Raw genomic sequence first — 18751 nt, forward strand, 5'->3', positions numbered from 1 at the left:
GTGATCAGCCGGGCCACCGCGCGGGGATCCCCCGCGCGGGCCCGCTCGACCAGCATCGGCACGTCCCGGCTGCGGCGCACCGGGGGTGCGCCCGCCGCCGGGACGTCGTCGACGATCTCGCTCACTGCACCGCCTCTGTTCGCGACTGCGGGGCTCGCAAGACCGGCTCACTCCTCCCGCTCACTGTGCTGCCTTCGTTTTTTTCGGCGGCTGTACCCGATCAGCGGCGCGTCGCGCTCACTGACCGCTCTCGCCGGGGGCCGGGACGTGGATGACCAGCGCGTCGCCCTGGCCGCCGCCACCGCAGAGCGCGGCCGCGCCGGTGCCGCCGCCCCGGCGCTTGAGCTCCAGGGCCAGGGTGAGCACCAGCCGGGCGCCGGACATGCCGATCGGGTGGCCCAGCGCGATCGCGCCGCCGTTGACGTTGACCTTGTCCGGGCTGATGCCGAGGTCACGGGTGGACTGGATGCCGACCTGGGCGAACGCCTCGTTGATCTCGATGAGGTCGAGGTCCTCGACGCTCAGCCCGCCCTTCTTCAGGGCGTGCTGGATGGCGTTGGACGGCTGCGAGTGCAGGGAGTTGTCCGGCCCCGCCACGTTGCCGTGCGCGCCGATCTCGGCCAGCCAGGTCAGGCCCAGCTCCTTGGCCTTGGCCTTGCTCATCACGACCACGGCGGCGGCGCCGTCGGAGATCGGCGAGGAGCTGCCGGCGGTGATGGTGCCGTCCTTGGTGAACGAGGGCCGCAGCTTGGCCAGCACCTCGACGGTGGTGTCCGGGCGGATGCCCTCGTCCTCGCTGATCACCAGCGGGTCGCCCTTGCGCTGCGGGATGACCACCGGGGTGATCTCGTCGGCGAAGTGGCCGTTCTTCTGCGCGGCGGCGGCCCGCTGGTGGCTGGCCGCGGCGAACGCGTCCTGCTCCTCGCGGCTGATGCCGTGCTTCGCGCCGAGCCGCTCGGTCGACTCGCCCATCGAGCAGCAGTCCCAGGCGTCGGTGAGCCCGTCCAGCGCCATGTGGTCCTTGACCACGACGTCGCCGTACTTGTAGCCGCCGCGCTGACCGAGCAGCAGGTGCGGGGCGTTGGTCATCGACTCCATGCCGCCGGCCACCACGATGTCGAACTCGCCGGCCCGGATGAGCTGGTCGGCCAGGGCGATCGCGTCCAGGCCGGAGAGGCAGACCTTGTTGATGGTCAGGGCCGGCACGGACATCGGGATGCCCGCCTCGACCGCCGCCTGGCGGGCCGGGATCTGCCCGGCACCGGCCTGGAGCACCTGACCCATGATCACGTACTGGACCTGCTCGGGGGCGACGCCGGCGCGCTCCAGTGCCGCCTTGATCGCCACGCCGCCGAGCCTGGTCGCGGAGAGGTCCTTGAGGTTGCCCAGCAGGCGCCCCATGGGGGTCCGCGCGCCGCTGACGATCACCGAAGCCATTGCCTGCCTCCGAGGGGGTGCCGACCTGTACGCCTTAACGATTGTTCGGTCAGACTAGCGCCATGGCTGAGAACTCCCCCGTCGAGACCGCTGCCGACTATGTCACAGACATCGGCCTGCTCCGCATCGACCACGTCGGGGTCGCCGTGGCCGACCTGGACGCCGCGATCGACTTCTACCAGCGCACCTTCGGGATGCGCTGCGTGCACACCGAGACCAACGCCGAGCAGGGCGTCCGCGAGGCGATGCTGGCCGTCGGCCCGACCACCGAGGGCGGCTGCCTGCAACTGCTGGCCCCGTTGACGCCCGAGTCGACCATCGCGAAGTTCCTGGACCGCAGGGGGCCGGGCGTGCAGCAGGTGGCGTACACGGTCGCCGACATCGACGCCGCCTGCGCGGCGCTGCGCGAGCGGGGCGTGAAGCTGCTCTACGACACCCCGAAGCGTGGCACGTCGAACTCCCGGGTCAACTTCGTCCACCCGAAGGACGCCGGCGGCGTGCTCGTCGAGCTGGTCGAGCCCGCCGCGCACTGACGCCCACGACCGGCCCCGCCACCGACCGGGGGCCGGTGACCACCGGCGTCGAGCGCGGCGCTGCGCGGTACGACCGCCGCCCGGACACCTCCACGCATCGGCCGATGCAGTTTTTCACAGAGGACTTCCAGCCCTAGCTACCGTTCAGTAACGTCCCGCCCCAACAGGAGCTCGGCCGTGCCGGATGTGTCGGATGCCGACATGGCGGCCGGCCGCACTCACGCCGACGATGGCAGCACCCAGGCCCGCGTGCGCGGGTGCGGACGAACGGGAGGTCGACGTGCAGGACATCCTCGAAGCGATCATGGCGGCGGAGGGATCCGACCAACCGGAGCGGGAGCTCGGCGGCATCGCCGGCCTGCCGGTCCCGGAGTCGTACCGGGGCGTCGTGGTGCGCGCCGACGAGACCCGGATGTTCGACGGCCTGGCCACCCGGGACAAGGACCCGCGCAAGGCGCTGCACGTGCAGGAGGTGCCGACGCCGGAACTCGGGCCGGGCGAGGCGCTCGTCGCGGTCATGGCCAGCGCGATCAACTACAACACGGTCTGGACCAGCATCTTCGAGCCGCTGTCGACCTTCAAGTTCCTCCAGCGCTACGGCCGGCACTCCGAGCTGACCAAGCGGCACGACCTGCCGTACCACGTGGTCGGCTCGGACGCCGCCGGCGTGGTGCTGCGCACCGGGCCCGGGGTGACCCGCTGGAAGGCCGGCGACGAGGTGGTCGCGCACTGCCTGTCGGTGGAGTTGGAGGACGCGGCCGGGCACGACGACACCATGCTCGACCCGCAGCAGCGGATCTGGGGCTTCGAGACCAACTTCGGCGGCCTCGCCGAGCTGGCCGTGGTCAAGGCCAACCAGCTGATGCCCAAGCCCCGTCACCTGAGCTGGGAGGAGGCGGCCAGCCCCGGCCTGGTCAACTCGACGGCGTACCGGCAGCTCGTCTCGCACCACGGGGCGAACATGAAGCAGGGCGACGTCGTGCTGATCTGGGGCGCCTCCGGCGGCCTCGGCGGGTACGCCACCCAGCTGGCACTCAACGGCGGAGCGATCCCGGTCTGCGTGGTGTCCTCCCCCGACAAGGCGGAGCTGTGCCGCAGGATGGGCGCCGAGCTGGTGATCGACCGGGCCGCCGAGGGCTTCCGCTTCTGGAAGGACGAGGAGACCCAGGACCCGGACGAGTGGCGCCGCTTCGGCGAGCGGATCCGCGAGCTGACCGGCGGCGAGGACCCGGACATCGTCTTCGAGCACCCGGGCCGGGAGACCTTCGGCGCGAGCGTCTACGTGACCAAGCGCGGCGGCACCGTCGTCACCTGCGCCTCCACGAGCGGCTACCAGCACCAGTACGACAACCGCTACCTCTGGATGCACCTGAAGCGGATCGTCGGCAGCCACTTCGCCAACTACCGCGAGGCGTGGGAGGCGAACCGGCTGGTGGCACTGGGCAAGATCCACCCGACCGTGTCCAGGACCTACGGCCTGGAGCAGACCGGCCAGGCCGCGTACGAGGTGCACCGCAACGCGCACCAGGGCAAGGTCGGCGTCCGCTGCCTCGCCCCCTCCGACGGGCTCGGCGTGCGCGACCGCGAGCTGCGCTCCCGGCACGAGGACGCGATCAACCGGTTCCGCGGCCACTGACCACACCGACGACCATTGGGGGCGAACGACGATCGTTTTCCGCCACCGACGCGGGGCGCTCATTCGAGTGCCCGGCCATGCGCGACAAAGGGCCGCGGCGATCTCCCGCGGCCCTTTTCCGTAGTCACTCTCCGTGCCGTCCGACCCGCCCGGGACCTGCCAAGATCGCCGGTTGGTCCCGCCTCCCGGGGCTCCCGCAGTTGACCATGTAAAGAGGACGCGAAAGCTCGGGACCGCTCTTGCGAAGCACCCTGGGGAGTCTGCGAGTATGTCCCAATGCCCCAGCAGTCCTCCCCTCTTGCGTTCTTCGATAACGCGAACTCCCAGCCCGATTTCACCGTCGGCCTACGCGGCTACAACACCCACCAGGTCGATGACTTCATCGGCCGGATGACGGCCGCGCTGACCCAGTCCGAGCAGGCCCGGGCCGAGGCCGAGCAGCGCATGAACGACGCCCAGCGCCGGCTCCGCCAGGCCGAGCAGCGCATGAGCACGCTGGAGCAGAAACTCGCCGACACCAACAAGCAGCTCGAGGAGAACAGCCGACCCACCCTCTCCGGCCTCGGCACCCGCGTCGAGCAGATCCTCCGGCTGGCCGAGGAGCAGGCCAACGACCACCGCAACGAGGCCAAGCGCGAGTCGGAGGGCATCCTCTCCGCCGCCCGCCTCGAGGCCCGCGAGATCACCGACAAGGCGCGCGCCGAGGCGGCGGCGATGAAGGCCACCGCCGAGCGGGAGGCCGGCAGCGTCCGCACCGCCGCCGAGCGCGAGGCCGCCGAGGTCCGCGTCCAGGCCCGGCGCGAGGCCGACACGCTGCGCGCCGACGCCGACCGCGAGACCAAGCAGCTGCGCACGGTCACCGCGCACGAGGTCGCCGAGCTGAAGTCCACCGTCGAGCGCGAGGTCGCCACGCTCCGGGCGACCGCCGAGCGGGAGATCACCCAGCAGCGGGCGAAGGCCGCCCGGGAGGCCGAGGAGAAGCGCGCCGAGGCGACCAAGCTGCTCACCGACGCGCGGGACAAGCGCGACAAGGACCTCCAGGCCCTGGAGCTCCAGCTCGCCGAGCGCCGGGAGAAGGCCGAGCGCGAGGAGTCGGAGCGGCACGCGGCGCAGGTCGCGCAGACCCAGAAGCTGGTCAGCGAGGCGGAGCAGCGGGCCCATGCGGCGCAGGAGCGGGCCAAGGAGATCGAGCAGCGCGCCGAGGCCCGCCGGGTCGAGTCGGAGCGCACCGCCAACGAGACGGTCGACAAGGCCAAGGCGCTGGCCGAGAAGACGCTCGGCGAGGCGAAGGCCGAGGCGAAGCGGCTGCTCACCGAGGCGCGCACCGAGGCCGAGCTGACCACCCAGGCGGCTCGCCGCGAGGTCGAGGACCTCACCCGGCAGAAGGACGCCGTCACCTCCCAGCTCGGCCAGATGCTCTCCGGCCTCGCCGGCATCGTGCCGGGCGTGCCGGCCACGCAGCCGGCCGCGCCGGCCAAGCCCGAGGCGAAGAAGGCCGACGGCGCGGACGAGCGGGTGGCTGCCGAGACGTCCAACTGACCGACCCGACCGGGGGGCATGACGACGGCGCGGGGTGACACCGGGTGACCGGTGTGCCCCGCGCCGTATGCGTTTGCCCGCCAGGGAATTGCCCGGGCGTGGCCGCAGTGAAGTAGGTCCCATCCGGGGCGTCCGTATCGCCCCAGCAGAGCCGGATGCGTGTGAGGATGGGGGCATGTCGCACGGCGAGGAACTGTTCGCTCTCGGCGGGGACGTGACCACGGAGCCCAGCTTCGAGTCCGCTCTGCGGGGGTACGAGAAACGACAGGTCGACCGGTACGTCGCTCGTGCGGAGCACGAGATCGCGGCCCTCGCGGCCGAGCGGGAACAGGCCTACACACAGATCCACAAGCTCGCCGGCCAGGTGGAGGTGCTCCAGCGGGACCTCGCCCAGGCGCGCAAGTCGTCCGGCGCGCTGGAGAACGTCTCCTTCCGGCACCTCGGCCCGCGGGTGGAACAGATCCTCACCCTCGCCGAGGAGCAGGCCGACGCGGTCCTGGTCGCCGCCAACCAGGAGATCGAGGCGCGCCGGGCCGCCGCCGAGCACATCATCGAGGAGGCGCGCGAGCAGGCCGCCACCGCGCTCAAGGACTTCGAGATCGCGCTGGCCGCCCGCCGGGCGGAGGAGGAGCGGCACAGCGCGGCCCGTAAGGCCGAGGCGGACGCCGCGGTCCGGGCCGCCAAGGAGGAGGCCGCGCGGCTGGGCAAGGCCGCCCAGGAGGCGCTGGCGAAGGCCCAGCAGGAGGCCACCCAACTGCGGGACGCGGCCAAGGAGATCCACCACCGGGCCCAGCAGGAGGCGACCAAGCTCCGCGAGGCCGCCAAGGAGGTCCACGCCAGGGCCCAGCAGGAGGCCACCCAGCTCCGCGAGGCCGCCAAGGAGGTCCACGCCAAGGCCCAGCAGGAGGCCAAGCGCCTGGTCGACCAGGCCACCGAGGCGGGCCGGGCCACCCACGCCAAGGCCCAGCGGGACGCCAAGCAGATCATCGACGACGCCGCCCAGGCCGGCCGGGCCACCCGCGACAAGGCCCGGCAGGAGGCGGAGCGGCTCACCACCCAGGCGGCCGAGGCGGCCAAGCGCAGCCGCGCCGACACCGAGGCGTACGTGCAGCGGATGCGCACGGAGACCGAGGCGTACGTGCAGCAGGCCCGGGCGCAGACGCAGCAGGAGTTGGGCGCCTGGCGGGCCGGGGTGGAGCAGGAGGTCAACAGCCGCCGCGAGGCGGCGGACCGCGAGCTGACCCAGCGCCGGACGACCGCCGAGCAGGAGTTCACCAAGCGCCGCGACGACCTGGAGAAGCAGTACAAGACCCGCCTCGCCGAGCTGGAGCAGCAGCACAAGAGCCGGCACGACGAGCTGGAGACCGGGTTCGAGTCGCGCCGCGCCACGCTGGAGTCGGAGTACACCAGCCGGAAGAACGAGATCGAGCAGGGTGCCGCCGCCGTCCGGCAGGCCGCCGAACGGGACGCGCTGGCGATGCGCCGCCAGGCCGAGGAGGAGGCGGCGGCGCTGCTCGGCCGGGCCGAGTCGGAGGCGGCCGAGAAGCGCCGCAAGGCCGACGAGCACGTGGCGACCTCGCGTCGCCAGTTCGAGGAGTACGCGGCGACGACGCAGCAGCACCTGGCCACCACCCAGCAGCACCTCGCCGCCACCCAGCAGGAGGCCGCGGCGAGCCGTCAGCAGCTCGCCCAGGTGATGCTGGAGATCGCGCAGGCCCAGCAGCAGCTCGCCGACCTGCGGCAGGAGACGTGGAAGTCGCGGCAGGAGTCCGACGAGCTGCAGCGGCAGGTGGCCGAGCTGCGGTTGGGGCTGGTCGGTGCGGCCGACGCACCGGGCGGGACGGCCACCGCCGCGGCCGGCCCGGTGGCCGACGGCGGGCGAGTTGGGACCGGCACCGCCACGGCGAACGGCGGGAAGGCGTCGACCGCCGCCGGGGCGGGCGAGGCGAAGAAGGAGGCCACGCCGGCCGGAGCGGCAGCGGCAGCGGCTCCGGCGGGTGGGGCCGGGGGCAAGGAGGCCGCCCCGGCCGCGGACGGCAGGCCCGGCGCGGGCAAGGTCGAGCCGGCGGAGGCCGGTCAGCCGGCCAAGGGTCGGATCGAGCCGGCGGACGCCGGGCAGCCGGAGAGCGGCAAGGTCGCGTCCGTGACCACCGTCGACGGCGGCACCGCCAGCGCCGGCGTGGAGGGGGAGCCGACCGTGGCGGCGGTGCCGGGTGAGGCCGGCCGGGGCGCCACCCCGACGAAGATCACCAGCACCGGCGAGAACGGCAAGCGGCCGACGAAGCCGACCACCGACGAGCGCAGCGCCAAGCCGAGCAAGGTCGTCGTCGAGAAGGACTGACCATCCGCCCCGTCGCACGGGTGGATCGGGTGGTGTGGGCGCCGGGCGGCGGCATCCCGTGGGGTGGGCCGGCGGCCGTGCCGACGCGACCCGGTGGACGGACGGGTCGGTCGGGCGCCCTGACGACCACTACGCTCCTGATCGGAGCCCCCGGACCTGGGGTCCCCGTGCCCGGGGGCCGGCAGGCGCCGGCGGAAGTCGATCAGGGAGGTCCGGATGGCACAGGACGGACCCGCGGCGTCGGGCGCCGACCGGGAGCCCGGAACCACCCCGGACCCGGCCGGGACGGCCGCCGAGCCGGAGCGGGCCGCCGAGCCGGGACGGAGGCGGGCCGCCGAGCCAAAAGGGACGGCCGAGCCCGGGTGGGAACGGGCCACCGAGCAGGAACGGGCCGGGGCGGTGCCCGGGGGCGCGGCGTCGGCGCCGGACGGCGACGAGCCATCGGCCGTCGGGACGGGACGGTTCGGCAGGCCGGGGCGACCGCTGCGGCGCAGCAGCTTCCTGGTCGGCTTCACGGGGGCGGCCGGAGTGCTGCTCGCGTACGCCCTCTACCTGGGCCTGCGCAACGCGGCCGGAATCCTCGTCCTGGTGGTCATCGCGCTCTTCCTCGCCGTGGGCCTGCACCCCGCCGTGGTCCGGCTGCGCTCCTGGGGGCTGCCGCACGGCGCGGCGGTGGCGACGGTCGCGCTGACGGTCGTGCTGCTCCTCTGCGGCGGCGTGTTCGCCCTGGTGCCGCCGATCGTCACGCAGACCGGACAGTTCGTGGACCAGTTGCCGAGCTTCCTGGACGAGTTGCGCCGCAACCGGACGGTCAACGACCTGGTGGAGCGGTACGACCTGATGGAGCGGCTGCAGAACGCGGCGAACCCGGCCACGATCGGAGGGGCGCTCGGCGGGGTGCTCGGCGGGGCCCAGATGGTCTTCGGGACGGTGTTCCGGGGGCTGACCGTGCTGGTGCTGACGATCTACTTCCTCGCCTACTTCGACCGGCTCCGCGACCTGGGGTACTCGCTGGTGCCCCGGTCCCGCCGGGAGCGGGTGCGGCTGATCGGCGACGAGATCCTGACCAAGGTCGGCGCGTACATGGTGGGCGCGCTCAGCATCGCCGTGCTGGCCGGGGCGACCACGTTCGTCTTCGCGCTGGTCGTCGGGCTGCCGTACCCGTTCGCGCTGGCCGTGGTGGTCGCGGTGACCGACCTCGTCCCGCAGATCGGCGCCACGCTGGGCGCGGTGATCGTCAGCCTGGTCGGCTTCGCCACCGACCTGCCGGTCGGCATCGCCTGCGTGGTGTTCTTCCTGATCTACCAGCAGGTGGAGAACTACCTGATCTATCCCAAGGTCATGCGCCGGTCGGTGGCGGTCAACGAGGTGGCCGCCCTGGTCGCCGCGCTGCTCGGCGTGTCCCTGCTGGGCGTGGTGGGCGCGCTGATCGCGATCCCGGCGGTGGCCGCGTTCCAGCTCATCCTGCGGGAGGTGATCCTGCCCCGGCAGGAGTCCCGTTGACCCCGGCCGGGACCGCGACCACCACCCCGACCCGTGGGCGGGCGGGTCAGCCGGCCTGGCCCGCGGGCAGGCGGGTCAGCCGGCCTGGCCCGCGGGCGGGCCAGGCACCGGCCGGTCGGCGAAGGAGGCCACCGTGCGGTCGGCGTACGCGCTGACGTCGCCGGTCTCCACCGGGCCGTCCCAGGTGGTCGGCAGCGGCACGGCGGCGGCCGGGGCGACCCGGCGGACCACCTCGTCCAGCACGGTCTCGGCGTCGCCGACCCAGAGGTGCTTCGCGCCGGGCACCCCGACCACCTCGGCCTGCGGCACCGCCGCGAAGCGTTCCCGCGCCTCGTCGGGGCGCAGGTAGTCGTCGAACTCCGGTACCAGGGCGGTCAGCGGCTTGCCGGACGCCGCCCAGTGGTCGAGGTCCGCCGGGGTGGAGTAGCGCAGCGGCGGGGAGAGCAGGATCGCCCCGGTGACCGCCGGGTCGCAGCCGTACTTCAGGGTCAGGTCGGTGCCGAACGACCAGCCGAGCAGCCAGATGTTCGGCAGCTCGGCGAACTCGGCGTACTCGATGGCGGCGGCGACGTCGAAACGCTCGCCGACGGCGTTGTCGAAGGCGCCCTCGCTGGTGCCGCGCAGGCTGCTGGTGCCCCGGGTGTTGAAGCGGAGCACGGCCAGGTCGGCCAGGGCCGGCAGGCGCCACGCCGCCTTGCGGAACACGTGGCTGTCCATCATCCCGCCGTGGGTGGGCAGCGGGTGCAGGCAGACGAGGGTGCCCACCGGCTCCCGGTCCAGCGGTCGGGCCAGCTCGCCGACCAGCCGCAGGCCGTCCGCCGTGTGCAGTTCGATGTCCTCGCGACGCCCGGGCAGGATGGTGGACGCGCGGATCGGTGTGCTCACCCGTCCAGTCTCACCCGTGCGGCCGGGGACCGCCGGGCGGGGCGGAAACAGGGTGATCCAGATCGCTCAGCCGTACCGGGGGGCGCCGCGGCCGCGCTGCACCACCGGCCCGCGCCGGTCCCGGGCGCGCCAGCAGCCGCTGTGCCAGTGCCGCCGGTCCGTCAGGTCGCCCCGCCCGTCGGCCGGCCACGCCACCAGGTGCGCCACCCCGGGCCGGATCTCCTGGTCGCAGCCCGGACAGCGGTACGTCTTGGTGGACGCCCCGCCGCTGATCCCGCGTACCTGCCACTCGCCGTCGCGCCACTGCTGCACCGAGGCGACGCCCTGACGGACCCGGTCGGAGTCGAGGTGGGCGGTGTCATCGCGGCGGGGTCGGTTGCGACGGGGGCTCACGGTCACCAAGCGTACGGGCCGACCCGTGGGCCGGCCCGGCACGGGCGCACGACCGGTCAGTCCCAGGTCTCCGGGCGGATCGGGTCCTCGGCCACCCGCGCCCCGCCGAGGACGAGGGCGGCGTCCTGCTCGGTGAAGCCGTCGAAGGGCCAGCCGAAATCGGCCACCAGGTGGGCCTTCGGGAATCCGAGCAGCTCCAGTTGCTCGCCCTGCGGGTAACGGTAGGCGGGCCGGCCGGCGATCGTCCGGTTCCCCTCCGTCCGGCTGCTGGCGATACTGCTCGCGTACTCGAATGACACGGTCATCTGCCGCTGCTCGCTCGCGGTCACCCGCAGCGACACCCGCAGCGTGTCGGGGAAGGAGTCCGCCTCGACCCGGCAGCCGGTGAGCCGGGCGCCGGTGGGCAACGTGGTCAACCGTACCGGGTCGCCGCAGCGGCGCGAGTCGCCCAGCCGGAGGGCGCGGAGCGCCACGTCGATCTCCCGGGCGGTGGCGGCGGTCACGGTGGCCCGGGCGTACAGGCCACGGGCCGGTTGCCAGAGCCGGACCCAGCTGGGCGTGTCTCCCCTGCCCCGGTGCCGGCGATCGCTGCCGTCGTAGGCCTCCTCGACCGTCATCCCCGACAGGTCGACCGGCAGTCCGTTGACCACACCGTGCATGAGCGCGGCGGCGGAGGAGGTCAGCTCGACGGTGACCGCCCGGCCCCCGCCGACGTCGGCCCGGACCAGCTCCACCCCCGACCAGACCTCCCAGCCCAGATAGCGGGCCCGTGCCGGGTCCAACCCGAAGTGCAGCACCTGCGGATCCGTGCCCACCAGGTCGGGCCGGCTCGCGGCCCCCGGTACGTCGTCCGCCCGGGGTGGCGTCACCGCGGAGGTTCCCGGCGCGGCGGCGTGCGGTGGACGTACCCCCTCCCGCCAGCCGGCGCCGGTGCCGACGGTCAGGCCGAGCACCGCCACCAGACCCACCGCGGCCCCCGCGCCGGCCCGACGACGACGGCGGCGGGCCTTTCCCCCGGCGACGGCACGCGCCGTCAGCCGGTCGGTGTCGACCGTTCCCTCGGCGCGCTCGCGCAGCGCCCGTACGATCCGTTCGTCGAGGTCGGTCACGGCCGGCTCCCGTTCGTCGTCGGGAGGTCGCAGCGCTCCCGGAGGTGGGCGAGCGCCCGCATGGCATGGGTGCGGACGGTGACCGGCGAGCAGTCCAGGATCTGGGCGATGGTCGCGTCGTCGAGGTCCTCGTAGTAGCGCAGCACGAGCACCGCCCGCTGGCGTTCCGGCAGCCCGAGGACGAGCCGCCACATCGCGTCCCGGTCGGCGGTCTCGCCGCCGAGGTCGCCGCGCTGCGGCCGCTCGGCGAAGTCGGCCGTCGCCAGTTCCCGGTTCGTACGCCGGCGCCACCAGGAGTGGTTGGCGTTGACCAGCATCCGGCGCACGTACACGTCGGGCCGGTCCGCCCTGGCGATCCGCCGCCAGTGCACGTACGCGCGGGCGAGGACGTCCTGGGTGAGGTCCTCGGCCCGGTGCTCGTCCCCGGTCAGCAGCCGGGCCAGCCGGATCAGGGCCGGCCCGCGGCTGCTGACGTACTCCTCGAAGGTCACACCATGCAGACGCCGTCACCGGCGCCGGGCGTTGACCCGCTCAGCGACGGGTGTGGTCGCGGAAGCCGCGGCCGCTCTTGCGACCCAGGTAGCCGGCCGTGACCAGGTGCTCCAGCAGCGGGGCGGGCGCGAAGCCCGGCTCGCGCAGCTCCAGGTAGAGCTCCCGCTGGATGGCCAGCGAGACGTCCAGGCCGACCACGTCGAGCAGCTCGAACGGGCCCATCGGGTAGCCGCAGCCCAGCTTCATCGCGTAGTCGATGTCGTCGGCGGTGGAGTAACTGGCCTCCAGCATCTTCACCGCGTCGTTGAGGTACGGGAAGAGCAGCGCGTTGACGACGAAGCCGGACCGGTCGCCGCAGACCACGCCCGTCTTGCCCAGCGCGGCGCAGACGGCGCGGGCGGTGGCGGTCGTCTCGGCCGAGGTCCGGATGGTCTGCACGATCTCGACCAGCGGCATGACGGGGGCCGGGTTGAAGAAATGCAACCCGACCACGTCGGCGGGCCGCTGGGTGGCCATCGCGACGTCGATCACCGGCAGCGACGAGGTGGTGGTGGCGAGCACGACGCCCGGCTTGCAGATCTCGTCGAGGCTGGCGAAGAGGGCCTTCTTGACGCTCAACTCCTCCACCACGGCCTCGACCACGAGGTCGACGTCCGCGAGGTGCTCCAGGGTGGCCGACCAGTTGATCCGGCCGAGCGCGGCGTCCCGGTCGGCCTCGCTGACCTTGCCGCGCACCACGCCCTTGTTGAGCGAGGTCTTGACCGCTTCGCAGACCGTCGCGGACTTCTCCGCGCCCCGGGTCACCGAAACGACCTCGTAGCCGGCCTTGGCGAAGACCTCGATGATCCCGGTGGCCATCGTCCCGGAGCCCACCACGCCCACCTTCGCGATGGCGCGCGCGCCGTCGGCCAGCGCCGGCTCCGCGGCCACGGGCGTCCGCTCGTCCGGTACGACCTTCGGGGAGCCCGGCCGCTCGTAGGTGTAGAAGCCCCGGCCGGACTTGCGGCCGAGCAGCCCGGCGGTGACCATCTGCTTGATCAGCGGCACCGGGGCGTGCCGGCGGTCCCGGCCGCCGCGCCGGTACATGGTGTCCAGGATCTCGTACGCGGTGTCCAGGCCGATCAGGTCCATCAGCGCCAGCGGGCCCATCGGCAGGCCGCAGCCGAGCTTCATGGCCGCGTCGATGTCCTCGCGGGTGGCGTAGTGCGACTCGAACATGCCGACGGCGTGGTTGAGGTAGCCGAAGAGCAGCGCGTTGGCGATGAAGCCGGCGCGGTCGTTGATGGTCACGTCGACCTTGCCGAGCCGCTCGCAGAGCGCCTCCACGTCGGCGACCACGTCGGCGGAGGTGACCACCGTCCGGACCACCTCGACGAGCTTCATGACCGGGGCCGGGTTGAAGAAGTGGATGCCGATCACCTGGTTGGGCCGGCTGGTGGCGACGGAGATCTCGGTGACGCTCAACGACGAGGTGTTGGTGGCCAGGATCGCCTCGGGCTTGCAGACCCGGTCCAGCTCGGCGAAGATCCGCTGCTTGAGGTCCAGGTGCTCGGGCACCGCCTCGATGACGAGGTCCACCGAGTGCAACGCGTCCAGCCCGACCTGCCAGTGGATCCGGCTCAGCAGCGCGTCCCGGTCCGCCTCGGCGAGCTTGCCCTTGGCCACGGCCCGGTCCGTCGAGCCGGTCAGGGTGGCCCGACCGCGCTCCAGCGCGCCCTCGGAGATCTCGACCGCGACGACGTCGACGCCGTTGCGCGCGAATACCTCGACGATGCCGGCACCCATGGTGCCCAGACCCACAACGCCCACGCTGGTGAACTCGCGCGCCACGACCGGCCTCCCCAATGCTCCGCACAGCCGCGTGAACGGCCACTAAGGTTATGCGCGCGAGTCTGCCACGTGACGTTCGGTTGTCGAGACGCGGTGGGGTATTTCACGGGCGGTGCGGCCCGTCGGGCCGCCCGTCGTCGGCCCGCCCGTCCGTCAGGCCGCCCCGCCGGTCAGCCGGACCAGCTCGGCGACGAACTCGGCCGGCCGCTCCAGGTGCGGGCTGTGCCCACAGCCGGGCAGCAGCACCTCCCGGTACGCGCCGCCGGCCGCCGCGTACCGCTCCAGCACCGCCCGGGTCTGCCCCACCATCGGCTGCGCCGGGCAGGCATCCGCCCCCGGCCAGCCCGGCACCGCGCCGAGCGAGCCCAGGTGGGCCAGGTCGAACAGCGAGGCGTCCGAGACGATCACGTCGGCGTCCCCGTGGATCCAGGTGACCGGCGGCTTGTCGGCGACGGCCACGAGTTCGTCGGCGACCCGGAAGTACGCCGGGGAGAGGGCGTTGAGCACGCCGCGCCGGCCCGGAGCGGTGCCGGGCCAGTTCGCCGAGTCCACCGCCGTGCCCGGGTAGTTGTCGTCGCCCGTCGCGGTGGTGAGGAGGGTGTCCAGCAGCAGTTCCTCGTCGTCGCCGAGCGAGGCCGGGTCCGCCACGTAGGTGGCCCGCAGCACGTTGCGCGGGCTGGCCTGGCTCTCCGCGCCCCGGTCGCCGGCGGCCAGCCGCTTGACGAACTCCTGGTTGGCCGTGCCCGCCCCGGTGCCGGCGAAGTCGGGCGTGGTGGGGGTGCCGGCCAGGTCGCGCGTGCCCCCGTAGCCGTACGGCGAGACCGGCGCGGCGAGCAGCAGCGCGGCCACCCGGTCGGGGTGGTCGACCAGCAGCCGCATGGCCACTCCCCCGCCCAGCGAGTGCCCGACCACCACCGGTCGGGCGCCGGGCGCGAACAGGGACGGCTCGTCCAGCAGCGCGGCGAGGTCGTCGGAGAAGTCGGTCAGCCCCCGGGTCGCGTCCACCGGGGCGGTGTCGGTGTACCCGTAGCCCCGCAGGTCGGGCGCGACCACCCGGAGGGTGTCCGGCAGCCGCCGCACCAGCGGCTCCCAGAACGCCGCGGACGAGCAGTTGCCGTGGATCAGCAGCACCGGCACGCCGTCCGGCGGCCCGGCCACCCGCACCGCCTGGGTGATCCCGTTCGCCGACACGAGCTGCTGTCCGGTCTCCATCCGCGGCATGCTGCCACGACGCCCCGGCCGCGTCCATGGGTCCCCCCGCCATGTTCCCTGGTCGGGAAATGTGCGGCGACAGGTCAGGACGGGGCGGAGCCCAGCGCGCCCACCGGCAGCGGCGGCACCGCGCCGGGACCCTGGAGGGACGGCATCGCGGCCGACAGCGGCGGCACCGGCTGGGCAGCCGGAAGGGCGGGGGTCGCGAGGGGGTCGGCGCCCGGGAGGGCCGGGGTCGCGATCGGCAGCGGCAGTGTCGGGCGGTGGTCCCGGCGCGGCTGGCCGAAGCTGAACCCCACCGGATCGGTCCGCGCCACGCCCGGGTCGAAGAGGCGCAGCTCGGTGCGCCCGACCCGGATCACGTCCCCGTCGGCCAACCGCTCCACGCCGGTGATCCGCCGGTCGTTCAGCCAGGTGCCGTTGGTCGAGCCCAGGTCCGCCAGGCAGGCGCCCTCGTCCGTCAGCCAGACCTCGGCGTGCCGGCGGCTCAGGTGCGCGTCGGGCACGACGATGTCGGCCGTCGGCACCCGGCCGATCACCTGCCGCACCGGGCCGACCCGGAAACTCAGCCCCCGCATCGCCCCACCCGCCACCGTCAGCAACGGCATCAGTTCCGGACGCTCCTCCATGGACAGTCAGCCCCCCACCCCGCACGGTCACCCCGCGCGTCAGCCTGCCACCACACGGTAGTCACCCTCGACCGCCGGGCGGTCACCTCCACGCCCCCGGCCGGACATCTCCCGTTCGCCGGTTCGGCGTCCACCGGCTGACAAAGACCGCAAACAGTCCCCGCCGGCCGGACGCCCCGACCAGTCCACGGAATCGGGCACCACCGCGTTCGACAAGGCCGGGCGGCGGGCCGGAGGCTCTTCCGTACGGGCGCCCCGGCGGACCGGAACGAGCAGGCCCGCCACCCTACCGGCGAGTAATCCTCAGGTCTAGACTTCCGTCATGACGGCTGTGCATGTCCCGGGAACCCCGGTCATCGAGGACGGTCGGCTGGTGTCGACGAGCCCGGCGACCGGCGTGGAGGTCGGTCGCCTGCCGGTGGCGACCGCCGAGGACGTCGCGCGGGCGGTCGACCGCGCCCGCCCTGCCGGCGAGTGGTGGGCCGGGCTCGGCTTCGCCGGGCGCAGGGAGCGGCTGCTGCGGTGGCGGGCCCTGCTCGCCCGGCGGATCGAGGAGCTGGCCGAGCTGGTGCACGCCGAGGGCGGCAAGCCGTTGGCCGACGCCGTCGTGGAGATCGTCAGCGCCGTCGAGCACGTCGACTGGGCGGCCCGCAACGCCCGCCGGGTGCTGGGCCCCCGCCGGGTCCGCTCGCGGCTCGTCCTGGCCGAGTTCTCCGCCCACCTCGAATACCAGCCGCACGGGGTGGTCGGCGTCATCGGGCCGTGGAACTATCCCGTCTTCACCCCGATCGGCTCCGTCGCGTACGCGCTCGCGGCCGGGAACGCGGTGGTGCTGAAGCCCAGCGAGTACACCCCCGCCGTCGGGCAGTGGCTGGTCGACACGTTCGCCGAGGTGGTGCCGGAGCACCCGGTGTTCACCGCGGTGCACGGGCTCGGCGACGTCGGCGCCGCACTCTGCCGCTCCGGGGTGGGGAAGGTGGCCTTCACCGGCTCGTCCGCCACCGCCAGGAAGGTGATGGCGGCCTGCGCCGAGTCGCTGACGCCCGTGCTGCTGGAGGCGGGCGGCAAGGACGCGATGATCGTCGACGCCGACGCCGACCTGGACGCCGCCGCCGAGGCGTGCGTCTGGGGCGCGCTCACCAACGCCGGCCAGACCTGCATCGGCATCGAGCGGGTCTACGCGGTCGAGCCGGTCTTCGACACCTTCGTCGGGAAGGTGGTCGAGCGGGCCGGCCGGTTGACCGTCGGCCCCGACGACGCCGACATCGGCCCGATCACCATGCCGAGCCAGCTCGACGTGATCCGCCGGCACATCGACGACGCGCTGGCCCGGGGCGGCCGGGCGGTGCTGGGCGGCGCCGACGCGGTACAGCCGCCGTACGTGCGCCCGACCGTGCTGGTGGACGTCCCGGAGGACTCACTCGCCGTACGCGAGGAGACCTTCGGCCCGACCCTGACCGTCAACCGGGTCCGCGACGCCGACGAGGCCGTCGCCCGGGCCAACGCCCTGTCGTACGGCCTGGGGGGTTCGGTCTTCGGCCGACGGCGCGCGGTGGCGATCGCCCGGCGGCTGCGCTCGGGGATGGCGTCGGTCAACTCGACGCTGACCTTCGCCGGGATGTCCACGCTGCCGTTCGGCGGTGTCGGCGACTCCGGCTTCGGCCGCATCCACGGCGAGGACGGGCTGCGCGAGTTCAGCCGCGCCAAGGCGATCACCCGCCGGCGGGCCCGGTCGCTGCTGGCCTCCACGACCTTCGAACGGACGCCGGCCGACGTCGCCCGGCTCGTCAGGGCCATCAAGACGATGTACGGCCGGTGAGCGCTGGGACGGAGGGCGTCAGAAGAGGGTGAGTTCGTCCCGCTCGATGCCGCGCAGCTTGTCGTAGTCCACGACGACGCAGCGGATGCCCCGGTCCGTGGCGAGCACCCTGGCCTGCGGCTTGATCTCCTGCGCGGCGAACACCCCGGCGACGGGCGCGAGCAGCGGGTCGCGGTTCATCAGCTCCAGGTACCGGGTGAGCTGCTCCACGCCGTCGATCTCGCCACGCCGCTTCACCTCCACCGCAACGGCGCCCTGGTTGGCGTCCCGACAGAGCAGGTCCACCGGGCCGATGGCCGTCATGTACTCCCGGCGGACCAGCGTGAACCCCTCGCCGAGCGTCTCCGGGTTGGCCGCCAGCAGCTCCTGGAGGTGCGCCTCCACGCCGTCCTTGCGCAGGCCCGGATCGACGCCCAGCTCGTACGAGGTGTCCTGGAAGATCTCCTCCAGGGTGATCCGCAGTTCCTCGCCGGCCTTGTTGACGACCCGCCAGACACCGGGGGCCTCCTCCAGCCGGCAGGGCGGGCTCATCCAGTTCAGCGGCTTGTACGCCCGGTCGTCGGCGTGGATCGACACCGACCCGTCCGCCTTCACCATCAGCAACCGGGTGGCCGGCGGCAGGTGAGCCGAGAGCCGTCCGACGTAGTCCACCGAGCACTTCGCAATCACCAACCGCACCCGACGAGGGTAGCCGAGGCCCCGGCCCGCGCCACCGAGCGGCACTGGCGTGGCGGTGGGATGCTGAGACGGTGCTCGAAGTTCTCACCGGTACCGGCCTCGCCGCCTCGGCGGGGCTGAACGCCTACATCCCCCTGCTCACCATGGGGTTGCTGGCCCGCTACACCAGCCTGATCGACCTGCCCGCCGGCTGGCAGTGGCTCGGCAACGGCTGGGTGCTCGCCATCCTGGCGGTGCTGCTGGTCATCGAGGTCGTGGCCGACAAGGTGCCCGTGGTCGACCACGTCAACGACGTGGTGCAGACCGTGGTCCGGCCCACCGCCGGTGGCCTGGCCTTCGGCGCGGGCTCGTCGTCGGAGACGGTGACGGTGAGCGACCCGGGGAGCTTCTTCTCCTCCCACCAGTGGGTCCCGGTGGTGACCGGGGTGCTGATCGCCCTCGGCGTGCACCTGCTGAAGTCCGCCGCCCGACCGGTCGTCAACGCGACCACGGCCGGCGTCGGCGCCCCGGTGGCCAGCACCGCCGAGGACGCCACCAGCGTGGTCATGTCGGTGGTGGCGATCATCCTGCCGGTGCTGGTGCTGGCGTTCCTGCTCGGGCTGGTCCTCTTCGTCGTCTGGTTCGTGCGCCGCAGGTCCGACCGACGCCGCGAACGTCAGGCGGCCCGGGCCGCCGGCTTCCGCGTCTGACCCTGTACGCACCGACGGCCGGCACC

The 18751-nt window shown here is 73.4% G+C and carries 16 protein-coding genes and 1 pseudogene; 7 read left to right on the plus strand and 10 right to left on the minus strand.

Annotation, left to right across the window (positions count from 1 at the left end; genetic code table 11):
* Positions 1-125 (minus strand): annotated as a pseudogene (locus AB0L34_RS25455) (methylmalonyl Co-A mutase-associated GTPase MeaB); the annotation flags it as partial.
* A 112-nt stretch (positions 126-237) separates the two neighbouring features.
* Positions 238-1437 carry an acetyl-CoA C-acetyltransferase gene (locus tag AB0L34_RS25460; RefSeq protein ID WP_350708689.1) on the minus strand — a complete coding sequence of 400 codons (1200 nt, stop codon included), beginning with the start codon at positions 1435-1437 and terminating at the stop codon, positions 238-240.
* Between the two features lie 62 nt (positions 1438-1499).
* Here AB0L34_RS25460 and mce point away from each other — a divergent pair, with 62 nt between their 5' ends.
* The 5 genes from mce to AB0L34_RS25485 all read left to right on the plus strand — a co-directional run bounded on the left by mce (position 1500) and on the right by AB0L34_RS25485 (position 8989).
* Positions 1500-1970, plus strand: coding sequence for a methylmalonyl-CoA epimerase (mce, locus tag AB0L34_RS25465; protein ID WP_363707203.1), 471 nt, complete (start codon positions 1500-1502; stop codon positions 1968-1970).
* A 280-nt stretch (positions 1971-2250) separates the two neighbouring features.
* Positions 2251-3606 (plus strand): crotonyl-CoA carboxylase/reductase, encoded by a 1356-nt coding sequence (gene ccrA, locus AB0L34_RS25470; protein WP_363707221.1) that lies wholly within the window; start codon positions 2251-2253, stop codon positions 3604-3606.
* Between the two features lie 276 nt (positions 3607-3882).
* Positions 3883-5145 (plus strand): cell division protein DivIVA, encoded by a 1263-nt coding sequence (locus AB0L34_RS25475; RefSeq protein ID WP_350708693.1) that lies wholly within the window; start codon positions 3883-3885, stop codon positions 5143-5145.
* 175 nt (positions 5146-5320) lie between these two features.
* Positions 5321-7486: a hypothetical protein gene (locus AB0L34_RS25480; RefSeq protein ID WP_363707205.1), complete on the plus strand. Its 2166-nt coding sequence runs from the start codon at positions 5321-5323 to the stop codon at positions 7484-7486.
* 216 nt (positions 7487-7702) lie between these two features.
* Positions 7703-8989 (plus strand): AI-2E family transporter, encoded by a 1287-nt coding sequence (locus tag AB0L34_RS25485; RefSeq protein WP_363707207.1) that lies wholly within the window; start codon positions 7703-7705, stop codon positions 8987-8989.
* A 75-nt stretch (positions 8990-9064) separates the two neighbouring features.
* Here the strand turns inward: AB0L34_RS25485 and AB0L34_RS25490 are convergent, their stop codons facing one another.
* The 7 genes from AB0L34_RS25490 to AB0L34_RS25520 form a co-directional block, all read right to left on the minus strand.
* Positions 9065-9874 (minus strand): alpha/beta hydrolase, encoded by an 810-nt coding sequence (locus AB0L34_RS25490; protein ID WP_363707209.1) that lies wholly within the window; start codon positions 9872-9874, stop codon positions 9065-9067.
* Between the two features lie 66 nt (positions 9875-9940).
* A complete protein-coding gene (locus tag AB0L34_RS25495; protein ID WP_176737387.1) occupies positions 9941-10267 on the minus strand; it encodes a hypothetical protein in 327 nt (108 codons plus the stop codon).
* Between the two features lie 56 nt (positions 10268-10323).
* On the minus strand, positions 10324-11376 hold the full coding sequence (locus AB0L34_RS25500; RefSeq protein ID WP_363707211.1) for a hypothetical protein: 1053 nt from the start codon (positions 11374-11376) through the stop codon (positions 10324-10326).
* Positions 11373-11867 carry a SigE family RNA polymerase sigma factor gene (locus tag AB0L34_RS25505; protein ID WP_357456197.1) on the minus strand — a complete coding sequence of 165 codons (495 nt, stop codon included), beginning with the start codon at positions 11865-11867 and terminating at the stop codon, positions 11373-11375. Before AB0L34_RS25505 ends, AB0L34_RS25500 begins: the two co-directional genes overlap by 4 nt.
* Before the next feature lie 40 nt (positions 11868-11907).
* Positions 11908-13698: a 3-hydroxybutyryl-CoA dehydrogenase gene (locus AB0L34_RS25510; RefSeq protein WP_363707213.1), complete on the minus strand. Its 1791-nt coding sequence runs from the start codon at positions 13696-13698 to the stop codon at positions 11908-11910.
* 153 nt (positions 13699-13851) lie between these two features.
* Positions 13852-14919, minus strand: a complete 1068-nt coding sequence (locus AB0L34_RS25515) for an alpha/beta hydrolase (protein WP_363707215.1) — start codon at positions 14917-14919, stop codon at positions 13852-13854.
* A 74-nt stretch (positions 14920-14993) separates the two neighbouring features.
* Positions 14994-15539, minus strand: a complete 546-nt coding sequence (locus AB0L34_RS25520; protein WP_363707217.1) for an FHA domain-containing protein — start codon at positions 15537-15539, stop codon at positions 14994-14996.
* A 322-nt stretch (positions 15540-15861) separates the two neighbouring features.
* Between AB0L34_RS25520 and AB0L34_RS25525 the strand changes: the two genes are divergently transcribed.
* Positions 15862-17358 (plus strand): aldehyde dehydrogenase family protein, encoded by a 1497-nt coding sequence (locus AB0L34_RS25525; RefSeq protein WP_363707219.1) that lies wholly within the window; start codon positions 15862-15864, stop codon positions 17356-17358.
* 18 nt (positions 17359-17376) lie between these two features.
* On the opposite strand, the gene nucS is transcribed toward AB0L34_RS25525, so the two are convergent.
* The gene (gene nucS, locus AB0L34_RS25530; RefSeq protein WP_076472317.1) at positions 17377-18036 is read right to left on the minus strand and encodes an endonuclease NucS; all 660 of its coding nucleotides are present in this window, start codon (positions 18034-18036) and stop codon (positions 17377-17379) included.
* A 71-nt stretch (positions 18037-18107) separates the two neighbouring features.
* Here nucS and AB0L34_RS25535 point away from each other — a divergent pair, with 71 nt between their 5' ends.
* Complete coding sequence (locus tag AB0L34_RS25535) at positions 18108-18725, plus strand: DUF4126 domain-containing protein (protein ID WP_350708713.1); 618 nt, start codon at positions 18108-18110, stop codon at positions 18723-18725.
* Positions 18726-18751: the final 26 nt, after the last annotated feature.

This window comes from Micromonospora sp. NPDC052213 (assembly GCF_040679695.1).
Taxonomy (GTDB): Bacteria; Actinomycetota; Actinomycetes; order Mycobacteriales; family Micromonosporaceae; genus Micromonospora.